Origin of the sequence: Lutimonas halocynthiae, from assembly GCF_030409835.1 — a bacterium.
GTDB lineage: Bacteria > Bacteroidota > Bacteroidia > Flavobacteriales > Flavobacteriaceae > Lutimonas > Lutimonas halocynthiae.
In genome coordinates this window covers 100568-122783 of record NZ_JAUFQO010000004.1, presented here as the reverse complement: position 1 = coordinate 122783, position 22216 = coordinate 100568, and the positions used below count along the sequence as shown (strand labels likewise).

Genomic DNA, 22216 nt, shown 5'->3' with positions numbered 1-22216 from the left:
GAAAGAATATTTAATTTTGCACCTCGTTTTGAAATAAGAATTAAAACAGTCAGGAAATGTCAAGAGTATGTGAGTTAACGGGCAAGAGAGCAATGGTTGGAAACAACGTATCTCACGCTATGAATAGAACGAAGAGAAAGTTCAATGTAAATTTGGTAAAAAAGCGTTTTTATTTACCAGCTGAAGATAAGTGGGTGACTTTAAAGGTTTCTACGAGAGCTTTAAAGAACATCAATAAAAAAGGTGTTGAAGCTGTGATTGCAGAGGCAAGAGCAAATGGATTCCTAAAAAAATAAGAAGAGATGGCAAAGACTAAAGGAAATAGAATTCAGGTGATTTTAGAATGTACTGAACATAAAGGTTCAGGACAACCTGGTACTTCTCGTTATATTACAACGAAGAATAAGAAAAATACTCCTGATAGATTGGAAGTGAAGAAATTCAATCCTATCTTAAAGAAAATGACAGTTCACAAGGAAATAAAATAATTATAGATTTTCACAATCGTGAAATGTCTAATAAAAATTGACACATGGCAAAGAAATCAGTAGCATCGTTACAAACAGGGTCAAATAGATTGACCAAAGCTATAAAAATGGTAAGATCTGAAAAATCAGGTGCTTATACATTTGTTGAAAGCATTATGGATCCAAGTAAAGTAAATGATTTCTTGAGCAAGAAATAATACTTACTTTTTCTAATATACATAAAGCTACTTTCTTTTTGAAAGTGGCTTTTTTGCATTTTAAGACAAATGGTGGTCCCCTTAATTTTAGTTAACTTTGTGGTCGCTAAAAAAATTGAATTAATTAGAAACTAATCATGAGTTTGTTCAAAAATATATTTTCCAAAGAAAAGAAGGAGACTTTAGACAAAGGATTGGAAAAGTCCAAAACATCTTTCTTCAATAAACTTTCAAAGGCGGTTGCCGGGAAGTCTAAGGTTGATGATGATGTTCTTGATAATCTTGAAGAAGTGCTTGTGTCTTCAGATGTTGGTGTTGAGACAACCCTTAAGATTATTGAGCAGATAGAAGCACGTGTTTCAAAAGATAAATATTTTGGAACGGATGAGTTGAATCAGATCCTAAGAGAAGAAATTGCGGCCTTGTTGGCCAAAACCAACGTAGGTAATGAAACTGAATTTGGCATTCCTTCAACGGCTAAAAGGCCTTACGTGATCATGGTTGTAGGGGTTAATGGAGTAGGAAAGACCACCACCATAGGGAAACTAGCATCTCAGTTTAAAAAACAAGGACTTAAAGTGGTACTTGGAGCGGCTGATACTTTTAGAGCAGCTGCCATAGATCAGTTACAGATATGGGCCGATCGTGTTGATGTGCCAATGATTAGGCAGGATATGGGCAGTGATCCGGCTTCAGTAGCCTATGATACTTTACAGTCAGCTGTAAAACAGGATGCAGATGTGGTAATCATAGATACTGCAGGGCGTTTGCACAATAAGGTGAACCTTATGAATGAGTTGACGAAAATTAAAAGGGTTATGCAGAAGGTAGCAGATGATAAACCTGACGAAGTACTATTGGTGCTTGATGGATCTACCGGACAGAACGCTTTTGAGCAGGCAAAGCAATTTACCAAAGCAACTGAAGTGACGTCATTGGCGGTTACCAAACTTGACGGTACAGCAAAAGGTGGCGTGGTCATCGGAATTTCAGATCAATTCCAGGTACCCGTAAAATATATAGGAGTAGGAGAAGGTATAGATGATCTTCAGGTATTTAATAAAATAGAGTTTGTGGATTCTTTTTTTAAGTAGAAGTGGTTTGCCAACCTTCGGAGGTGAACCCTTCGGAAGTGAACCCTTCACTTCCGATCGGATGAGAAATTTTAAATGAAATCGAAAGAATCCAAGAATTATGCGAACAAAATCTTCCAAGAAAAATAAAATTAACGTTGTCACTTTAGGTTGCTCTAAAAATGTTTATGACAGCGAAGTGCTAATGGGGCAGCTGAAAGCAAACAATAAAGACGTTGTTCACGAGGATGAAAACGATGATGGTAATATTGTTGTCATCAATACCTGTGGCTTTATTGGAAAAGCCAAAGAAGAGTCTGTCAATACAATTTTGCATTATGTAGATAAGAAGGAGGCAGGATCTGTAGATAAGATTTTTGTAACGGGTTGTCTGAGTGAAAGGTATAAGCCAGATCTTGAAAAGGAAATTTCTGACGTAGACCAGTATTTTGGAACACATGACTTACCCAATTTATTAAAAGCACTTGAGGCTGATTATAAGCATGAACTTGTTGGTGAGCGTGTAACAACTACCCCTAAGCATTATGCTTATCTCAAAATTGCTGAAGGTTGTGATCGACCTTGTTCATTTTGTGCCATTCCATTAATGAGAGGCGGACATGTTTCAACGCCAATTGAAAATCTTGTTACTGAAGCGGAAAAACTTGCTTCTAATGGGGTAAAAGAATTGATTTTAATTGCCCAGGACCTTACTTATTATGGTCTTGATATATACAAAAAAAGAGCTTTGGCTGATCTTTTAAGGAAGTTGGTGAAAGTTGAAGGTATTGAATGGATCAGGCTTCATTATGCTTTTCCAACTGGATTCCCCTTAGATGTATTAGATGTCATGAGGGATGAGCCTAAGGTTTGTAATTATTTGGATATCCCTTTACAACATATTAATTCTGAATTGCTTAAGTCAATGAGGAGAGGAACGAGTTCTGATAAAACCATTGACTTGATCAAAAAATTTAGGCAACGGGTGCCTGAAATGGCTATTCGAACTACGCTTATTGCTGGGTATCCAGGTGAAACGGAAGAACAATTTCAGGAGCTAAAGGACTTTGTGACGAATACAAAGTTTGAGCGTATGGGGTGTTTTGCTTATTCTCATGAGGAAAATACACATGCCTATTTATTGAAGGATGATGTACCTGAAGAGGTTAAAGAGCAACGCGTCTCGGAGTTGATGGATATTCAAGGCCAAATTTCATTTGATCTTAATCAAGAAAAAGTTGGGAAGACTTTTAAATGTATGTTTGACCGCAAAGAAGGAAATTACTTTATTGGACGAACAGAATTTGATAGCCCAGATGTAGATAATAACGTAATTGTTGATGCAACTGCTCATTATTTGCAGGTTGGGCAATTTATTGATATTAAAATCACTGAAGCGACAGATTTTGATCTGTATGGTGTTCCTGCCTAATAAGCTTTGCTAGTTTTATGATAAGTTTTAATAGTTGAGTCATTTTTGTAATACGATCATCGTGTTTTCGTCTTAAAACAAGGTTAAAAAAATTGGACCTCCTTTTTTAAGATTAAAAAAGATGTATTTTTACTAAAAACTACAATTCATTGGGACAAGTAAACTCAACTATTAAATTTCAAGATACCGGTTATTTTTCTAAAATCATGTCTGATTACCTTGAGCAAAAGGAACCTGTCGAAGATTTTTATGGTAATTTCCCTGACATTGAAGGATTTCGAAAACAGATTGAGGAGAAATCAAAAGCCTTTGACGTTTCGACAAGAGCGGTGTTGACTTCTTGTTTAATGGAGCAAACTGAACAGCTTACACTTTCTGCTCTCACTAAGAAACATATTTCGCTTTTAAAAGAATCAAACACATATACCGTAACCACAGGCCACCAATTAAATCTTTTCACCGGGCCCTTATATTTTCTTTATAAGATCATTTCGGCCATCAACCTGGCTAAAGAGTTGAAAAAGAATTTTCCAGAGAATAATTTTATACCTGTTTACTGGATGGCTACAGAAGATCACGATTTTGAAGAGATTAGTTTCTTCAATTTTAAAGGTCGTAGAATCCAATGGAATAAGGATGTTAAAGGAGCTGTCGGAAGAGCCTCTACTCAAGATCTGGGGAAGGTTTATGGCGAAATAGATGCTATACTAGGTGAGAATAAGAATGCAGCAAGGTTAAGAACGCTATTCACTCAATCGTATTTGGAGCACGGTTCCTTAACTGAAGCAACCAGGTTTTTAGCAAATGAACTCTTTGGCGATTATGGTCTGGTTATTATTGATGGAGATGATAAGGGGCTTAAAAGTTTATTTAACCCGTATGTGCGAGAAGAGCTGATCAAACAGACTAGTTATAAAGAAGTTTCGAAGACAAATGAGGCATTGGGTGTGAATTATCCTATTCAGGTTAATCCACGTGAAATTAATTTGTTTTATTTAGATGATAACCTGAGAGAAAGAATTCTCTATGAAGAGGGCGTTTATAAAATTAACAATACTGATTTGGTCTTTTCACAAGAGCAGCTATTGGAATTACTTGACAGCGCACCTGAAAAGTTTAGCCCGAATGTGCTGATGAGACCATTGTATCAGGAAGTAATACTCCCAAACCTTTGTTATATAGGCGGAGGCGGAGAAATGGCTTATTGGTTGCAGCTTAAGGCTTTTTTTAAGAAAGTCTCTGTTCCGTTTCCAATCTTGCTGCTGCGTAATTCTGTTTTGCTTATTGATCAGAAGCAACGTAAAAAAATGCAGGGGCTTCATATTTCAGAAAAGGAAATATTTTTAAAGCAAAATGACCTGATTAAATTAAAGGTAAAGGAGATTTCTGATCTGAATCTTGATTTTACAGAGCAACGTAAAAATTTGCAAGCCATGTTTTCGGATTTAAAAGCCTTATCCGATAAAACGGATAAGTCATTTACCGGAGCGGTATTGGCACAAGAGAAGAAACAACTCAATGGGCTTGATCATTTGGAGAAAAGACTCTTAAAAGCCCAGAAAAGAAAGTATCGAGAGATCGTAAGCCGTATAACAAAGATTCAACAAGAACTCTTTCCTAAACAAAGTTTGCAGGAGCGGCAAGCTAATTTTTCGGAGTTTTATGAGATTTATGGAGATGAGTTAATACCACTATTAATCAGTATGTTAGACCCGTTGAAGCTAGAATTTGATTTAATAAGTCCGTAGACTTAAATCAGACCACATATTGTAAGCGCCTTTCTGTAGGCATCTGATCGATATTCATAGTTATAGGTTCCAATGTCTTGGGGATGTATCCAAATCAATTTATCAAATTCATCATCTTGAGGTATGATATCGGCATCAGGTCGGTGTTTGATTTTTACTATGGATAATTCCTGACCCATATAAACAGGGTGGCAATCAGGTGGAAAAGGGTATCTTACTTTTTCCTCATAGACTTCGGCAATGTATTCGTGATGTAGGAGGTAATTCAATTCTTCCTTCAGCTCTCTTTCGATTCCTTGAATAAGGTTTTCTTTTGCTTCTAATCCTCCTTGTGGAAATTTATAACTTTTATCACGAGGGGAGTAACCAATGAGAACTTTTGACTCTTCATTGATAATTACTGCCATTACCGCTTGTCTGTATATTTTTCCCATGTCATTACAAATTTAACAAAAAAAAAGATGACCGGAATCCGGTCATCTTCAAGTAATCTATTTTTATGTTAGCCTAAGAAATAAATAAAAAGGAAAAAAGCATGGCGAATTTTCCGACTTTTAAATTTTCAATATTGAAGAAACGGTTTCTTCTAGGCATTTTAACTTCAGGTTTTTGTGTTTGATCCGCAACCAATTCAGAAACCTCACCAATCAATTGGTAACAGGCGTTGATTAATTTCTCCTCTCTTGGGAGGTAATCATTCTGTGGATAAAGGATCAATAAGAAATCATCATTACTATCAGAAGAAGTAAAACTATCTTCCAGTGTAAATGCATCTTTATTTTCAACAAACTCCAAGTAGATCTCTCTGAACACAGATATTTTACTTTTATCTATGATTGAGAAATTTACTGAATCCATTAGGGCATCAACTTTTTGGCTAAATGAAAGTGCCTTATTATGATTTCCAAGAAATTCAGAGTTGATACTGTCAGTGATGTTTAGTTTTTCTGATAAGTAATCTGTAATCGTGCTCTCAACAAAAAGGGCAGACACAAAAAACTCATTTCTAACTTTTACCTCGCTTATCTCCATGATTCAATCTTTTAAATAATTAGATATAACGAATAATTAAATTCTATTATATATATTTAACGTTATGTGAGGGGAGTTATTATGAGGGTAATTGCAATTACTTTGCCAAAGCATTCTAAGTAATCTTAAAACAAAGTTAAAAATTAAAGTAACCTAACCTAATTAATTGTGAAAAATTACCCAGAAATGTTGATAAATTTCATGGTATACCATGAATAGAAAAAGCCCTTTTGATCATCAAAAGGGCTTTTTTGTAAATTATAAAAAATAGATAAATTCTTATTTTTTGAATTTAGCGTATTTGTTTTTGAACTTGTCAATTCGACCAGCTGTATCAACCAATTTCATTTTACCAGTATAATATGGATGAGAAGTACGAGAAATTTCCAATTTAATTAATGGGTATTCAGCACCTTCAACATCAATAGTTTCTTTTGAATTGGCAGTAGATTTTGTTAAAAAAACATCTCCGTTAGACATGTCTTTAAACGCTACCATTCTATAATTTTCTGGATGTATTCCTTTTCTCATCGTTAACTCATTTAAATTTTATACTTTCGCCTCTCTTAAAAAGAAGATTCAGCACTTGCCGAATTTGAGAGTGCAAATTTAAATAATATTTTTAAATCTCAAACATTATTTTAGTTATTTTAAGTAAAAAAAAATAATATGAATAAAATTGCGTCCATTTTAATGCTTGGATTACTGTTTTTCATGAATTCATGCGGCAATAAGTATCAATTAGTTTTGGAATCTCCCAAAAGTATTCAGATTGATAAACCTCTAAAAATTAATGTAAAAGAAAAGAGTGGTAATCCAATTGATTCTATTCAATACTTCATTAATGGTAAATTGATAGAAAATCCAGAGGCCATTGATATTAATGGGTTTAAATTAGGGAAACAGGCCATATCAGCAATGATTTTTTATGAAGGAAAGAGTAAAAGACTGAACAATACGGTTTACTTCCTGAATCATACACCTCCTGTGGTTTACACTTATGAAGTTGTTAATGAGTATCCGCATGATAGCGAGGCATTCACCCAGGGTTTTGTATATCATGATGGTTACTTTTATGAAAGTACCGGGCAAAATGGAAAATCAACTTTAAGAAAAACCGAAATCACTACAGGAAAGGTTTTGAAAAAAATAGATCTTGACAGACAATACTTTGGTGAAGGGATGACTATTAAGGATGGTAAAATTTATCAGCTTACCTGGAGAAAAAAAGTAGGATTTATTTATGACCTGGAAAGTTTTAAACTTGAGAATACATTTGATTACGGACAAAGTAAGGAAGGGTGGGGTTTAACGCATAATAATGATTTCTTAGTTAAAACTGATGGAACTGAGCGCATGTGGTTTTTAAATGCTGAAACTTTTGAAGAGGTTTCGTATATTGAGACTTATACCAATAAAAGGAAGGCGGAAAAATTAAACGAATTGGAATTTGTTAGAGGTAAAATATATGCCAATATTTGGCAGCAGAACTCTATTTTGATCGTTGAGCCGTCAACCGGGGCGATTGAGGGTATTGTGAGTTTAAAAGGCCTTCAATCTAAAGCTGGGCAAAAAGGTGAAGACAATGTTCTGAATGGAATTGCATATGATGCCGAGAACGACCGCTTATATGTTACAGGTAAAAATTGGAATAAGGTTTTTGAGATAAAATTGATTGAAAAGTAAATAAGATGCTTCGTAATATAGTTCTCATAATTCTTGGTTTTGTAGTCTTACATTCATGTAATGATGAAATTTTTGAAACCAGTCCCAGTACTGGTGAATTGATTTTTTCTCGTGACACGATTTTTCTTGATACCGTATTTACAAATGTGAGTTCAAGCACCAGAACTTTTAAAATATATAACAAGACCGGTAATCATATTAATATTCCAAATGTCAGTTTAGGAAGGGGAGCGCAATCTTTTTACCGACTGAATGTAAACGGGCAGTCGGGTAAGTCATTTGAGAATATTACGATCCTGCCAAAAGACAGTATTTACGTCTTTGTCGAGGCTACTATAGATTTTTCGAAAGTTACAGACCCACTATATACCGATTCAATCGTCTTTGATCAAGGAAGCAATCAGCAGGATGTGAAATTAGTGACATTAGTTCAGGATGCGCATTTTTTATTTCCAGAACGAGATGCTCAGGGGATCAAGGAAACGATAGTAATTGGAGTTGACGATGAAGGAGAGGATATTACTGTTGAAGGCTTTTATTTGGAAGGTAACACAGTTTGGACCAATGACAAGCCGTACGTTGTTTATGGTTATGTAGGGGTAAACAAAGGGAACAGCCTCACCATAGAAAAAGGAGCAAGGGTGCATTTTCATCAAGGCTCAGGTTTGCTGGTTGAAAAAGAGGGAAGTCTGAAAATTAATGGCACTTTGGATGAAAAAGTGATTATTCAAGGAGACAGGCTAGAACCATTTTATGAAAATGTGGCCGGTCAATGGGGTACCATTTGGTTGAGACCAGGCAGCAAGGAACACGTTATCAACCACGCAATCATTAAAAACAATACCATCGGTGTTTTGATGGATTCTTTGGGAAGTTCTGAAGAACCGACACTTAAAATTCTCAATACAGAGATTTATAATACTTCTAATTTTGGTTTGTTCGGAAGGGCAACGCATATTGTTGGTTCAAATTTAGTAATTGCCAATAATGGAAGGTCATCTTTGGCTTGTACATTAGGCGGGTCTTACAATTTCACACATACTACCCTTGCCAATTATTGGTCTGGCAGTATCAGGGAATTTCCCACTTTGTTGGTTAATAATTTTCAATTTTCAACTGATACAGATGAATTACTCGTAAATGATCTCTTAGCTGCAAATTTTACAAACTGTATCATCGAAGGTAATCAGAGTAGAGAATTTGTCCTTGATGAGAATATGCAGGCGGGATTCAATTTTAATTTTAAGAATAATTTGTTGCGTTTTTTTGATCCAAGCGGTAATTTCTTAGATGACCCCTTATATGATTTTGAAGATGAATCTAAATACCAGAACAATATATTCAACGGAGAATCTGACTTTAAGAATGTAGATGAAAATGAATTTATTATTGGAGAAGCTTCAGATGCCAATGCCAATGCTGATTTACCTGCAGCCCAAAAAGTTCCTTTTGATCTTTTGGGCGTAAATCGAACGTCTTTACCAGACATAGGAGCCTACCAGCACATTATTTTTGAAGAATAGATTTTTAGATTTCTAATTTTTGTAGACAATACCATCTTTCATTACAAATACAACATTCTCAAGGGTTTTGATATTTTTAGTTGGATCTTCATCAACCGCAATGATATCAGCGTAGTTTCCTTTTTCAATTGAACCTATTTGCTCATTTTTAAGAAGAAGTGCGTTTGTTATCGTGGCCGATTGAATGGCATGCATTTCAGTCATACCAACTTCTACCATGTATCGAAATTCTTTACCATTGATTCCGTGAGGAAATACGCCCGCATCAGTTCCGAAGGCAATCTTCACACCTTTCTTATATGCTTTTGCAAAAGTCCCCTGAATTTTTGGTCCGATATCCAAGGCCTTTGGAACAATGATGTCAGGATAATATCCTTTGATTTTAGCCTTGTCACTTACTTCTTTACCCGCCGTTAGGGTTGGTACATAGTAAACATCATACTCCTTCATCATTTCCATGGTTTTGTCACTCATCAGGGTGCCATGTTCAATGGTCTTAACCCCTCCTAAAATGGCACGCTGCATGCCTTCATCACCATGTGCATGCGCAGCCACGTGCATGTCATAATCCTTTGCTGTTTCACAAATTGCTTTAATCTCTTCAACCGTGAATTGTGGGTTTTGTCCGTTTTTTGCCATGCTTAAAACGCCTCCAGTTGCGGTAATTTTAATAAGATCAGCACCATTTTTATAACGCTGTCTTACCGCCTTTTTGGCATCTTCAGGCCCATTCACAACGCCTTCAGCTGGTCCGGGATCTCCCATGATTTCTTTTCTTACACCATTGCTCGGGTCTGCATGCCCTCCAGTTGTGCCAATAGCTTTACCTGCGGTATATACTCTGGGGCCTTCAGCAAAACCTTGATTTATGGCATTTCTCAGAGATATATTGGCGCCACTGCCTCCTAAGTCTCTTACAGTGGTAAATCCGGCTTGGAGCGTCTTTTTTGCATAGAAAGAGGCGCGCAATGCTCTGTCAGAAGTGTTTAATGTAAACTTTTGCAAATAAGATTTAGGATTAGATTCTCCTTCCAGATGCACGTGCATGTCTATTAATCCTGGGAGTACAGTTTTATCCTTAAGGTCAATAATGATATCCTGATCGGAACCTGAAGTTTTAAATCCATTTTCTACATTCATGATCATATTGTTTTCAATAATAATGGTCATGTTGTCAAGTACTTTTCCATTTTTTGTATCGACCAATTTTCCACATTGTAAATAAGTAGTTTGACCAATTGTAAAAGATGTGATCATCAAAAAGAAGAGGATGCTTAAATATTTCATATTTTTGGTGGTTTGATTGCTATAAATATAACAAGCTTAAATGAATAATAAATGAGTTCAAAGAAAATAGTGGTAACAGGAGCAAGTCGGGGCATTGGATTGGAGCTCGTAAAGAAATTGGCAGCAAGTGGTCATCAACTGCTCGCTTTGAGCAGGAATACAGCATCCATTGATCCAATTTTAGCCAACAGAGAGCAGGTCACATTTCTAGAGACTGATATAACTACAGGAGCCGGAATAAAAATGGTAGTGGGTTATGTTGAAGAAAACTGGGATAAAGTAGATATTGTTATTCATAATGCAGGAGCTCTTCTGCATAAGCCTTTTAAGGAAACAACAAGTGAAGATTTTCTGAGTATATACCAGGTGAATGTTTTTGCAGTTGCTGAGCTGACCAGAAGATTGGATCCATTTCTAGTTGGCGGTAGTCACGTTGTTGCCATTAGCAGTATGGGAGGCATTCAAGGCAGTATGAAGTTTGCCGGCCTTTCGGCTTATAGTTCGTCTAAAGGTGCTGTGATTACATTAATGGAATTACTTGCAGAAGAATATAAGGAGAGAGAAGTACAATTTAATGCTTTGGCCCTGGGAGCTGTTCAAACTGAAATGTTGAAAGAAGCCTTTCCTGACTATGAAGCCCCAATAAGTGCTGAGGACATGGCAGATTATATAGGTGATTTTGCCTTGAAAGGGAATGCTGTTTATAATGGAAAGGTGCTGCAAGTATCTAGTTCCACGCCATAATTAAAGAATTAAGATCTCAATCGCTAATTGATAACTGTTTGGAAACAAAAAGAGAAATTCTCGAAAAATACGTGCCTGATGAAGCGGTGGCTATGGTGCTTGACGTGATTGATCGTTATCCTTGTCATCTAAAAATTGTCAACAAAAGACGCAGTAAGCACGGAGATTTTAAGAGGTATTTTGATGGTAAAATTCAAATAACCATTAATAATGATTTAAACGCATATAGGTTTTTGTTGACGCTTATGCATGAGTTTGCGCATTTGGTTACTTTTCAGGAGTATAAAAAAGTCAAACCGCATGGAGTCCAATGGAAGCGGAACTTTAAATTACTGATGTTGCCTTTTCTTAGACCTGAAATTTTTCCAGAGGATATATTGAGTGAATTAGCTCATTATTTAATCAATCCAAAGGCGAGCAGTGACGGCGATGTTAAGTTGTCATTAGCATTTCGAAAATATGACAAGCAAAATGATAAAAAGCTTATTTTTGAAATTCCTGACAGAAGTAAATTTCAGTATCACAACAGAACTTTTATAAAGGGTGACAAAAGACGCACCAGATATGAATGTGTGGAGGTCCTGACAGATAGAAAGTACATTTTTCATCCTCATGCAGAGGTTGATATAATTAAATAAAAATTATGAACAAGAATTATTACGCAGTTATTATGGCCGGTGGGGTAGGTTCCCGATTTTGGCCAGTCAGTACGCCAGAAAATCCCAAACAGTTTCACGATATGTTAGGTACTGGTCAGTCACTTATACAACAAACCTTTAACCGATTGTCAAAATTGATTCCCGTTGAGCAGATTTTAATTGCGACAAACAAAAGGTATAAAGACCTGGTTATGCAGCATTTGCCTCAGGTTAGTGAAAATCAGGTTTTGTTAGAGCCGGCGATGAGAAATACATCACCTTGTATTTTGTATAGTGCGCTTAAGATTGCTGACCAGAATAAAGATGCAGTAATGATTGTTGCTCCTTCTGATCATTTTATAGAAAATGAAGAAGAATTTGTAAAAAATATTGAGTCTGCCTTTGAAACCTGTCAGAAAAATGATTTTCTAATGACCTTAGGAATAAAACCTACAGGACCAAATACTGGTTTTGGCTATATTCAACATGATGATTCAATTGAAGAAGTGAAAAAAGTAAAAAATTTCACTGAAAAACCAGATGTAGCAACGGCTGAAAAATTCTTGGCAGAGGGAAATTACCTTTGGAATGCAGGAATCTTCATATGGAGTGTGCAGAGTATTCTCAAATCATTTGAAAGTAGTCTTCCTTCCATGTATGCTTTATTCCAAAAGGGAACCTCCTGTTGGAATTCAAATGAAGAAGTAGGGTTTATAGAAGTAAATTATCCTAAAGCTGAAAATATTTCTATCGATTACGGAATTATGGAGAAAGCGTCAAATGTATATGTGATGGCTACTGATTTTGGTTGGAATGATCTGGGTACCTGGGGTTCTCTTTATGATAAATTATCAAAGGATGATAGTAATAATGCCCTTGTTAACGCCAAGGGGTATTTCATGGATGCAAAAAATAATATGGTTAGTACTCAAAGTGGGAAGCGAATCATTATCTCAGGAATCAGCGATTATATAGTTGTTGAGACAAAAGACACCATAATGATTTATCCTAAATCTGAAGAACAAGAGATTAAACAGGTGTCTAAGAAAGTAGATGAGTTATTTCCTGCTAACTAATTTTTAGTACATTTACTATGCAGAGTAGTAAGCGCCCAATTTTATGGATGAAAAAGACAAAGTTCAGTTAGAACAAGATAAAAAATTCAACGAGCACAAAGAGGATGTTCAAAAGGAATTTAAAGGTTTTTTTCAGAGTCTAAAGGAATATATTCCACAGCTTCTGAATATAAAAACCGGCACTGATAAAGAGGCTACGGCTAAAATTATAAGGGAAGGAGTTTCCATTAAAGGGCAAACAGCCTGGATTCTTGTTTTCTCAATTCTGATTGCATCGATTGGATTAAATGTGAGTTCAACTGCAGTTGTAATTGGAGCGATGCTTATTTCTCCCTTGATGGGTCCTATACTTGGGATTGGATTTTCAATTGGGGTAAACGACGTAGATACCTTGAAAGCTTCAGTGATCAATTTTGGGGCTATGGTTTTCTTGAGCCTTTTAACCTCGTTCTTGTTTTTTAGTATCCCAATTTTTAAAGAGGCGACTCCAGAAATATTGGCCCGTACAAAACCTGATGTAAGAGATGTGTTAATTGCCATGACTGGTGGTTTGGCATTAATTATTGCGATTAGCCGCCCAAAGGCGCAATTCAACACGGTAGCGGGTGTAGCGATTGCAACCGCGCTGATGCCACCTTTGTGTACTGCAGGCTTTGGTCTTGCTACAGGTCAGTTTAATTATTTTGGAGGTGCTATATTTCTATTTACCATAAACTCTATTTTCATTGCCCTGGCTGCTTTTGCGATTACCAAATATTTAAGATTTCCGATGCTTAAATATATTAACCAAGCCAAAAGAAAAAGAATTTCGAGAATTGCCTCATTGATTGCTGTTGTCGTTTTGGGTTTTAGTGTGTATCAATTCTATCTGTTGTATCTCATAAATGATTATGATACGAAAGCCGAAAGGTTTATCAGAGACCTGCAGGAGCAAGGAGTTAATATTATTGGCGATCCTAGTGAAAGTGTTGATTATCAATCTAAAGAGATTAAGTTGTACATCTTTGGGAATGATTATAATGCTGCTGACCGGGAGAGATGGCAAGTTGATATGGAGGAGCTGGGCCTAAAGGATACGAAGCTAACTATCTTGCAGAGTCAGGATGATTCCAGGTTGAGAGAGGATATTGACCAAATTAAAGACTTGTACATGGATAGTAACAGGATGTTGATTTCCAGGGATGAGACCATTAAAGAAAAGGAGATAAGGATAAGTAAATTGGAAAAAGATTTACGGAGATACTATGATAATGAAGTGCTGTTTGATCGTGTTGTTAAAGAGATTGGCATAAATTATAATGGTTTGAAAAAAGTGAGCTTTGCGCAAGAATTTGTTTCAGATTTCGAAAAAATTGACACGGCTAATATTATCTCTGTAAAGTGGAAGCCACTTGTCGGTAAAAAGCAACGGAGACAAGATGAAAAGAAACTGAAAGAATGGATGGAGGCACGATTAGATCTTAAAAACATTGAAATTAGAGAACTCCCATAAATCGTTTCATAAAAGTTAACTGAATATTTTTCATGAGAGCAACTCCTGTATGGCTGCTGATATTGTTTTTCTCCCTGCCCATTTTTGCGCAAAATGTCAATTTTAATAAAGGTAAAGCTGCTAAAAAGAACTACTACACTGAAGTTGCGTATACTGAATTAAAGAATAAAATTATTATACCGGTTAAGATTCAAGGTCAAACGTATCGGTTTTTATTTGATACAGGTGCTCCTAATCTTATCAGTCATTCTCTTAAGGATCTGATTCAAACTAAAGCCCTTCAAACCATTCAGGTAAAAGATGCTAACGATAAAAGGCGGCCATTGAATGTTGTCATGATTCCTTTGCTTGACATTGGTGGTGTAAGTTTTAAAAATTCTCCTGCTATTGTCAATGATACCATGAGTAATTTCCTTTTTGACTGTTTGAAGATTGACGGGATCATTGGGAGTAATTTAGTTCGAAATGCTATTGTTCAGATTGATGCAAAGAAAAAACAGATTATCCTGACTGATCAAGTAAAGAAATTGGGTCTTGAGGATTTGGATTATCTTAATATGGCTTTGAATAGTAATCAGAGCAGCCCTTATATTTGGATTAGGCTTAATGGAGAGGGCAGAGCAGGAGAGCAGGTATTGTTGGATACTGGAGCTGAAGGGTTTTACGATCTTTCATTTAATAGTTTTAAAAAATTGAAACAGCTTCAGGTTTTTAGCCATATAGATTCGGCTCAAGGATATAAAGGAGTCGGTCTGTTTGGTGTCTCTGAACCAACAACTCATTATAGGGTTCAGCTGCCCTCAATTGATTTTCTGGGCACTGAGTTCGCAAATGTTATAAGTATCTCTACAACGGCCGTTAAATCAAGAATAGGAGCTGATTTACTCAGTTATGGCAAGGCTACACTTAATTTTAAACAGAAGCGCTTCTATTTTGAAGCTTTTGATCATAAAGTTGATCTTCAGGAAGAAGTTTGGTCATTTAGTCCAACGGTCAAAAATGGCCAGGTTGTAGTTGGTATAGTGTGGGATGAAGATTTGTCGACAAGGTTGAAATCCGGAGATAGCATCATTAAAATTAATGAGCTCGATACCGCTTCTATGGATATTTGCGATTTATTGGTGAAAGCATCTCCTCTTCAAGATGACCATGAATTAAATATCATTGTTAAGGACGATTCGAGCAAAGCCAAGCAAATAAAATTAGAGAAATACTACTTAGCGCCAAATGTTCAAAAGGCAGATTAGTTTCTAGCCATTATTGTAAGCTTCCCTTACTTTTTTATAAAGATTTGAGGAATAAACAAAGTCTGTAACGGCCTCGTTATTAGTTTTAAAGATGGTTTTAAAAGAACCTTCCCACTCTTTAAGTCCTTGCTTGAGAAAAATAATTTTCTCTCCTATTTCCATGACAGAATTCATATCATGAGAATTGATAATCGTAATCATTTGGTATTCGTCTGTGATCTCTTGTATTAAATTATCAATGATGATAGCCGTTTTGGGGTCAAGCCCTGAATTTGGTTCATCACAGAATAAATATTTTGGATTCATAACAATGGCTCTGGCTATTGCAACCCGTTTTTGCATACCTCCGGATAGTTCTGCCGGAAATTTATTGTTGACATTTTCAAGATTCACTCTGTTCAATACGAAATTTACCCTGTCTCTCATTTCCTCATCAGTCTGCTTCGTAAACATCTTCAATGGGAATTTGATATTGTCTTCAATTGTTTCAGAATCAAAGAGCGCTCCGCCTTGGAATACCATACCAATTTCTTTACGCAGTTCTCTTTTTTCTGACAATGACATTTTACTATAATGCCTATTGTCATAACAGATATCGCCTTGTTCAGGTGAGAAAAGGCCTAGCAAACATTTTAAAAATACCGTTTTTCCAGATCCACTGGTTCCAATGATCATACTGGTATCGCCCTTGTGAAAAGTGGCTGAAATCCCTTTCAGGATTTCCTGGTCGCCAAATGATTTGTGTATGTCAGTAACTTCTATCATCTATCCTAAAAGCATTTGAGTTAAGAAATAATTTAATAATATGATAACGATACTGGTCCAAACCACGGCCTGTGTACTGGCTTTTCCTACTTCCAGTGATCCGCCTTTGACGTAAAAACCATAAAAGGAAGGTATCGTTGATATGCAGAATGCGAAAACCATTGTTTTAATGATGGCATATCTCACGAGATAAGGCTGAAAATCCATTTGGATACCTGTTATATAACTGTCTGATGTAAAGAGTCCTGTCATAAATCCTGAAACCCATCCTCCAAATATGCCTAGAAACATAGCCAATAGAACGATAAAAGGATAGAAAAATACAGCGGCGATCACCTTGGGTAAAACTAAATAATTTAAAGCATTAACTCCCATAACTTCTAAGGCGTCAATTTGCTCTGTAACCCTCATCGTTCCGATACTTGAAGTGATATAGGAGCCAACTTTACCGGCCAAAATGATTGACATAAAGGTGGGTGCAAATTCAAGGATTATTGATCTTTTCGTCGCAAAGCCAATGAGGTATTTAGGAATCCAAGGACTGTCAACGTTTAAGGCTGTTTGTATCGCGACAACGCCTCCAACGAAAAACGATATAAAAGCAACAATACCAATTGATTTGAGGCCTAATTCATCAACTTCCTTAAAAAGACTTTCTCTAAAAACTGATCTTTTCTGCGGTTTTTTAAAGACCTGGCCCAACATGATAAAATATAATCCAATATTTTGCAAGTATTTCATAAGCATTACTATAACGCTAAAATATTAAAATTTGGCAGACATATTCGCAATTAAAAAGCTTTTATCCTTAAATTTAGCCAAAAAAAAACAAATGATAAGAAAAGCGTTATTGGGATTATTCCTTTTATTTTCAAGTGTACAGAGTTTTGGTCAAGACATAACAACCGTAGACAGGCCGAAGCTAGTTGTTGGAATCATAGTAGATCAAATGAGATACGATTATCTGACCAGATTTTATGATCGTTATGGAGAAGAAGGCTTTAAAAGAATCTTAAGAGAAGGTTATAATTTTGAAAATGCCCATTTTAATTATGTTCCTACGGTCACAGCGGTTGGACATGCCTCTGTTTATACTGGTACCACAGGGAGTGGGCATGGAATAGTTGCGAATGATTGGTATGATAAGTATTTGAAAAAAATGATCTACTGTGTAGATGATTTTAATTTTAAAGCTATTGGTACTGAACTGCCTTATGAACAAAAATCTCCGGTTAGACTATTGGCAACAACCGTCACAGATGAACTTAGGTTGGCTCAGAATATGAATGGGAAGACCATAGCAATTGGGCTCAAAGATCGTTCGGCTGTATTGCCTGGAGGGCATACATCGAATGGCTCATACTGGTTCGTTGGGAAGGATGAAGGAAAGTTTATTACATCTGGTTTTTATATGGAGGAACTTCCAAAATGGGTAATTGATTTTAATAAAAAGGAGTTTCCTAGAAAATATATGAAAAATGATTGGGAGACTTTATATCCCATAAAATCTTATAAAGAAAGTATTGCTGATGATAATCCTTATGAAGGAGTTTTTGTAGGGGAAGAAAAACCGGTTTTCCCACATGAATTGAAAAAACTAAGTGAGCAAAACGGAAACTTTGATTTGATTAAAGAGACGCCATATGGGAATTCTATTTTAAAGGAATTTGCTATTGCAGCTATAGAAGGAGAAGAATTGGGGCAAAGAGATTATACAGATTTTTTAGCTATTAGTTTTTCAAGCCCTGATTATATTGGGCATAGGTACGGGTCTGATTCAAAGGAAATTGAAGATACTTACTTAAGGCTTGACTTAGAGATGGCTGAGCTGTTAAAATACCTTGATAAGAACTTAGGTGTTGATAATTATACATTATTTTTGACAGCTGATCATGCTGTGGTCCCTGTTCCTGCTTATCTTAAATCCTTAAAGATTCCAGCAGGATATTTTGACTATTCATTGTTCAGGGAGTATTTGAAAGATTTGGGAGAGAAGTATTATGGTGTGCCAGACCTTATCGAAAACTTTTCCAATTTCCAGGTTTTTCTGAACCGCGAGGTTTTAGATCGTCTTAAGCTTGATGCCAATACAGTGGCAGAAAAATTGGCCCAGGAAATCATTAATTACGAAGGTGTCCACAAGGTGTTGACAGCCAAGACGCTTCAAACAACTGATTTTCAGTCAGGGATATTGAGTTATGTTCAAAACGGTTACAATCAAAAATTTTCTGGAGATATTGTGATGATACCAAATCCAGCGACTATATATATGAGAGAGACGGGTACCACTCACGGCTCGGGTTATAATTATGACACGCACGTACCGATTATGTTTTTTGGTAAGGGTATTAAAACCGGTAGAAGCAGGGATTATGTCGAGATTATAGATATTGCGCCAACAGTTTCGAACTTGCTTCAAATTCAATTCCCAAACAGTAATACGGGGAAAGTTTTGAAGTCAGCATTGAAGTAAAAACCAGTAAATAAAATACTTTTTAAAAAGAAAAAACCCTCCAATTACTTGGAGGGTTTTCCTTCTTTAACAATAACAATTTTCCCTAGTTTTAAAATAAAAAAAAACTAATGAGATAATACAACGCAACAAAGTTTTTTATATTGTAAAGGCTTAAAAATAAATTGAATTTTTTTTAAATTAACACTTTAGGTTGGATCTAATTTAAGTCATGTAATCAGGAAAATAATAAGCATAAAAAAACTCTCCCTTTTACAGGAGAGTTCTCTTCTTTAACAATAACAATTTTCCCTAGTTTTAAAATAAAAACTAATGAGATAATACAACGCATATAGATTTCTTATATTGTAATGTGTCGAAAAAAAATCGCAAAAAAATGTAATTATTTTTTGAGTAGGATTCAACTATTTTTTTCCTTTCGTCTTGGGAGGTCTGGTTTTAGGCTTTTTATACTTTTTTTTGATTTCTCTTTTATAAGATCCGCCTAAATTTACTTTTCTATTTTTTTCGCTTTTTTCATGAAATGCCGAGCCCGGTTTTTCAATCTTTTTTAGATTACTGCCAATCTCTTTTTCTGAACTCTTGTCTTTTTCTTCCGGCATGAGTATTTTGGAGATCTCAACTTCTTCTGGCAGGCTTTTAATCGGAATTTCGGTTTGCATCAATATCTCAATTTCCAAAAGCGCTTCTTCTTCGCTTGGAATGAATAAAAAGATGGCTTCTCCACTTTTTCTTGCGCGCCCTGTTCTTCCTATTCTATGAATGTACTGTTCGGGGTATCTGGGTGCGTCAAAGTTTATGACATGGCTTACACCTAAGATGTCCATCCCTCTTGAAACGATATCGGTTGCAATTAAGATTCTCGCCTCACCACTTTGGAACTTTTCAATTGCTTGAAAGCGATAGTTTTGAGATTTGTTAGAATGTATAAGGTCTATTTCGTCCTTGAAATCTTCACTTAATTCTGTAAAAAGCCTGTCTGCAATTTTTTTATTCTTTGTAAAGACCAATACTTTATCGAGAGAATCTTTACGAAGTGTATGTCTGAGGTAGTTTACTTTGGTCTTGTAATTAGGTACAGAGATGCCTATTTGGGTTATTTTTTCCAAAGGAGTTCCAACCGGAACGATTTCTATTTTTTTCGGTCTATTGAAGAAGCCTTGAATCATTTCCTCTACATCATCCGTTATAGTAGCAGAGAACATAATGCTCTGGCGCTTTTTGGGTAATATGTCAAGGATGTTTAATAATTGAGGTCTGAAACCAATAAAAAGCATTTCATCAACTTCGTCAAGTACTAATTTTTGAATTGAGGCGAGTCGAAGAACCCCTGAAACGGCAAGGTCAAATAACCTTCCCGGTGTGGCCACTAGAATATCAAGTCCTTTGCTGACTAAGTCTTTTTGATTATTGATATTCACTCCTCCATAAACGCCTGCAATACGCACATTTTGATAAGCAGATAGTTGTTCGGCTACGGCAACTACCTGAGTTACCAATTCTCTTGTGGGAACAAGAATAAGAACTCTTGGGTGGATTTGTTCTGAATAGGTCAGTGACTTAAGTACGGGAAGGAGGTAGGCGAGTGTCTTTCCTGTTCCTGTTTGTGCAAGCCCTACCATGTCATTTCCTGAGTTAACAGCCGGTATTGATCTCTCTTGTATCGGGGTGGGTGATGTGATGCCCATATCAACTAAAGCTTTTAATTGTGGCTTGTTGATTTTTAAGTCCTCAAATGATTTCATGGTACATGTTTATTTTTTACAAAATTAATTATACATTCGGGAAATCTATCATTAGTTCGATAAATATTAGTTTTGATTATATGAATGGTCGAATTCTTTACGTTTTATTGCTGTTTTTTGCTTGCTTGAAGCTTTTGGTTTCATGCTCAAGCAGTGATGCTCCTGTTGAGCCAATTGTCAATGAGTATGTGCTTGATGGGGAGGTTTTTAGCATAACTGGTGAGATGTCATGGGTAAAAGCAGGTGGTGGGCAGGCTGAAGATCAATTAAGATTACTCGAGCCCATTCCAGAGTCTGATCTCTATGATTTAATCATTTTTAGCCCAAAATCAAGCTCATCATTACTCGAAGGCAGCTACGTTTATAGCCAAACGGGGGATGTGGGGACCTATAACTTGCAGTTTGTTCACGCCGCTGATGGTCAGGGCGAATCACAATGGTATACAAATGGCGATAACGGAGATCGCTTAGAAATAGAATTCTTTGGTGAAAAGGATGGTAGGGATGTTTATCGAGTCACTTTGTCTGGTTTTACTCTTAATTATGGCTATTGGGATTATTTAGCAGGCAAATGGGTTTCTTCGGGTCAAAAGCCTTTTAAATACGCTTATGAGGGCTTTATAGCCTTATAGGAATTATGCCCAATGAGTAAGGTCTTATAGTTTGTTGATGCAGTTTTCGAGTTTCATTCTGACTTCTGTTGCCAAGTCACCCAGATTTTGATTTTCTACAGCTTGCATGGAGGCCATAGGGTCAACTGCGGATATTTCTATCTCACCTTTGATTTTTTCCTGTACAATGACATTGCATGGTAGCATGGTTCCAATTTTGTCTTCTGCTTGAAGTGCTTTATAAGCGAATTGAGGGTTGCAGGCCCCTAGAATTTTGTAGTTATAAAAGTCAACATCCAATTTCTTTTTTAAAGTTTCCTTGAGATCTATAACGGTGAGTATGCCAAAACCTTCTGTCTTTAAAGTTTCCGTAATTCTTTCAATTCCTTCTTCAAAAGAAATGTTCTTTAATGTTTTATTGATATAGTAGTTCATGTTGATGCGTTTTTTTTAGCCAAATTAAGTGTCTTATAAAGTTACTATTTTTAGCGATCAAACAGGCCTGATTTTTTTATTATTTTTCTGTCTTTTATTATTTTTAGATGATTTGTATTTGTTTTATTTGATGGTTTTACTTTTGTAAAATTGCTGGTTAAGGATCAAAATAAATGGCACTGATTGTTATTGAGATAGAGGAGGATAACTGTGTGTTATTTCTTTGGAAATCATATTATTTTCACCTTGAGATTTCAAAATAGTTAAAAAAGTGCTTTATAATAGTATAATTAATATATAATATTGTTAATCAACACTTTAAGTATTATTTTTTCTTCACTATAAGATTTTTCTATAGTGAATATTATTGAAAAAATTAAATTTTATTATTTAGTTTAAAGATATATATACCAGTCTGTTAAATTGAATTATTAAAACAAATAGTTTTAATTTTTGTAAAATGATGAAATTTTCAATAAATTATTAAATGAGAGCCCTAATTTATATAAAATACACGAGAGTAA

The 22216-nt window shown here is 35.7% G+C and carries 23 protein-coding genes; 15 read left to right on the top strand and 8 right to left on the bottom strand.

Annotated features, from left to right (window positions below; genetic code table 11):
• Positions 1–56: 56 nt before the first annotated feature.
• From rpmB to bshC, 6 genes are all read left to right on the top strand, one after another.
• Complete coding sequence (gene rpmB / locus QWY87_RS06325) at positions 57–296, top strand: 50S ribosomal protein L28 (protein WP_290289560.1); 240 nt, start codon at positions 57–59, stop codon at positions 294–296.
• 6 nt (positions 297–302) lie between these two features.
• Complete coding sequence (gene rpmG, locus QWY87_RS06320; protein ID WP_290289559.1) at positions 303–488, top strand: 50S ribosomal protein L33; 186 nt, start codon at positions 303–305, stop codon at positions 486–488.
• A 44-nt stretch (positions 489–532) separates the two neighbouring features.
• Positions 533–685 (top strand): DUF4295 domain-containing protein, encoded by a 153-nt coding sequence (locus QWY87_RS06315; RefSeq protein WP_290289558.1) that lies wholly within the window; start codon positions 533–535, stop codon positions 683–685.
• Positions 686–822: 137 nt separating this feature from the next.
• Positions 823–1779, top strand: coding sequence for a signal recognition particle-docking protein FtsY (ftsY, locus tag QWY87_RS06310; RefSeq protein ID WP_290289557.1), 957 nt, complete (start codon positions 823–825; stop codon positions 1777–1779).
• Positions 1780–1879: 100 nt separating this feature from the next.
• Positions 1880–3190 (top strand): 30S ribosomal protein S12 methylthiotransferase RimO, encoded by a 1311-nt coding sequence (gene rimO, locus QWY87_RS06305; RefSeq protein ID WP_290289556.1) that lies wholly within the window; start codon positions 1880–1882, stop codon positions 3188–3190.
• Between the two features lie 149 nt (positions 3191–3339).
• Positions 3340–4938 (top strand): bacillithiol biosynthesis cysteine-adding enzyme BshC, encoded by a 1599-nt coding sequence (bshC, locus tag QWY87_RS06300; protein ID WP_290289555.1) that lies wholly within the window; start codon positions 3340–3342, stop codon positions 4936–4938.
• Positions 4939–4940: 2 nt separating this feature from the next.
• Here bshC and QWY87_RS06295 read toward each other — a convergent pair whose 3' ends face one another.
• From QWY87_RS06295 to QWY87_RS06285, 3 genes are all read right to left on the bottom strand, one after another.
• Entirely contained in the window at positions 4941–5372 is a 432-nt protein-coding gene (locus QWY87_RS06295; RefSeq protein WP_290289554.1) for an NUDIX domain-containing protein, read from the bottom strand.
• Positions 5373–5445: 73 nt separating this feature from the next.
• Positions 5446–5970, bottom strand: a complete 525-nt coding sequence (locus tag QWY87_RS06290; RefSeq protein ID WP_290289553.1) for a hypothetical protein — start codon at positions 5968–5970, stop codon at positions 5446–5448.
• 279 nt (positions 5971–6249) lie between these two features.
• Positions 6250–6501, bottom strand: coding sequence for a type B 50S ribosomal protein L31 (locus QWY87_RS06285; protein ID WP_290289552.1), 252 nt, complete (start codon positions 6499–6501; stop codon positions 6250–6252).
• Between the two features lie 138 nt (positions 6502–6639).
• Here QWY87_RS06285 and QWY87_RS06280 point away from each other — a divergent pair, with 138 nt between their 5' ends.
• Positions 6640–7656, top strand: a complete 1017-nt coding sequence (locus QWY87_RS06280) for a glutaminyl-peptide cyclotransferase (RefSeq protein WP_290289551.1) — start codon at positions 6640–6642, stop codon at positions 7654–7656.
• Positions 7657–7661: 5 nt separating this feature from the next.
• Positions 7662–9179, top strand: coding sequence for a hypothetical protein (locus QWY87_RS06275; RefSeq protein WP_290289550.1), 1518 nt, complete (start codon positions 7662–7664; stop codon positions 9177–9179).
• Positions 9180–9191: 12 nt separating this feature from the next.
• On the opposite strand, the gene QWY87_RS06270 is transcribed toward QWY87_RS06275, so the two are convergent.
• Positions 9192–10466, bottom strand: coding sequence for a metal-dependent hydrolase family protein (locus QWY87_RS06270; RefSeq protein WP_290289549.1), 1275 nt, complete (start codon positions 10464–10466; stop codon positions 9192–9194).
• A 51-nt stretch (positions 10467–10517) separates the two neighbouring features.
• On the opposite strand from QWY87_RS06270, the gene QWY87_RS06265 reads away from it, so the two are divergent.
• The 5 genes from QWY87_RS06265 to QWY87_RS06245 are packed head-to-tail and all read left to right on the top strand — an operon-like array spanning position 10518 to position 15663.
• A complete protein-coding gene (locus tag QWY87_RS06265; RefSeq protein ID WP_290289548.1) occupies positions 10518–11210 on the top strand; it encodes an SDR family NAD(P)-dependent oxidoreductase in 693 nt (230 codons plus the stop codon).
• A 38-nt stretch (positions 11211–11248) separates the two neighbouring features.
• Entirely contained in the window at positions 11249–11848 is a 600-nt protein-coding gene (locus QWY87_RS06260; RefSeq protein WP_290289547.1) for a SprT-like domain-containing protein, read from the top strand.
• Between the two features lie 5 nt (positions 11849–11853).
• Complete coding sequence (locus QWY87_RS06255) at positions 11854–12924, top strand: mannose-1-phosphate guanylyltransferase (protein ID WP_290289546.1); 1071 nt, start codon at positions 11854–11856, stop codon at positions 12922–12924.
• 43 nt (positions 12925–12967) lie between these two features.
• Positions 12968–14416, top strand: a complete 1449-nt coding sequence (locus tag QWY87_RS06250; protein WP_290289545.1) for a DUF389 domain-containing protein — start codon at positions 12968–12970, stop codon at positions 14414–14416.
• 32 nt (positions 14417–14448) lie between these two features.
• A complete protein-coding gene (locus tag QWY87_RS06245) occupies positions 14449–15663 on the top strand; it encodes a retropepsin-like aspartic protease (RefSeq protein WP_290289544.1) in 1215 nt (404 codons plus the stop codon).
• Positions 15664–15666: 3 nt separating this feature from the next.
• Here QWY87_RS06245 and QWY87_RS06240 read toward each other — a convergent pair whose 3' ends face one another.
• Both QWY87_RS06240 and QWY87_RS06235 read right to left on the bottom strand, forming a co-directional pair.
• Positions 15667–16428 (bottom strand): ABC transporter ATP-binding protein, encoded by a 762-nt coding sequence (locus QWY87_RS06240; RefSeq protein WP_290289541.1) that lies wholly within the window; start codon positions 16426–16428, stop codon positions 15667–15669.
• The gene (locus QWY87_RS06235; RefSeq protein ID WP_290289539.1) at positions 16429–17169 is read right to left on the bottom strand and encodes an MlaE family ABC transporter permease; all 741 of its coding nucleotides are present in this window, start codon (positions 17167–17169) and stop codon (positions 16429–16431) included.
• 91 nt (positions 17170–17260) lie between these two features.
• Here QWY87_RS06235 and pafA point away from each other — a divergent pair, with 91 nt between their 5' ends.
• A complete protein-coding gene (gene pafA / locus QWY87_RS06230) occupies positions 17261–18901 on the top strand; it encodes an alkaline phosphatase PafA (protein WP_290289538.1) in 1641 nt (546 codons plus the stop codon).
• Positions 18902–19305: 404 nt separating this feature from the next.
• Here pafA and QWY87_RS06225 read toward each other — a convergent pair whose 3' ends face one another.
• Positions 19306–20646, bottom strand: coding sequence for a DEAD/DEAH box helicase (locus QWY87_RS06225; RefSeq protein ID WP_290289536.1), 1341 nt, complete (start codon positions 20644–20646; stop codon positions 19306–19308).
• Between the two features lie 80 nt (positions 20647–20726).
• Here QWY87_RS06225 and QWY87_RS06220 point away from each other — a divergent pair, with 80 nt between their 5' ends.
• Positions 20727–21278: a hypothetical protein gene (locus QWY87_RS06220; protein WP_290289534.1), complete on the top strand. Its 552-nt coding sequence runs from the start codon at positions 20727–20729 to the stop codon at positions 21276–21278.
• A gap of 24 nt (positions 21279–21302) precedes the next feature.
• On the opposite strand, the gene QWY87_RS06215 is transcribed toward QWY87_RS06220, so the two are convergent.
• Complete coding sequence (locus QWY87_RS06215) at positions 21303–21692, bottom strand: DUF302 domain-containing protein (RefSeq protein ID WP_290289531.1); 390 nt, start codon at positions 21690–21692, stop codon at positions 21303–21305.
• Between the last annotated feature and the right edge of the window lie 524 nt (positions 21693–22216).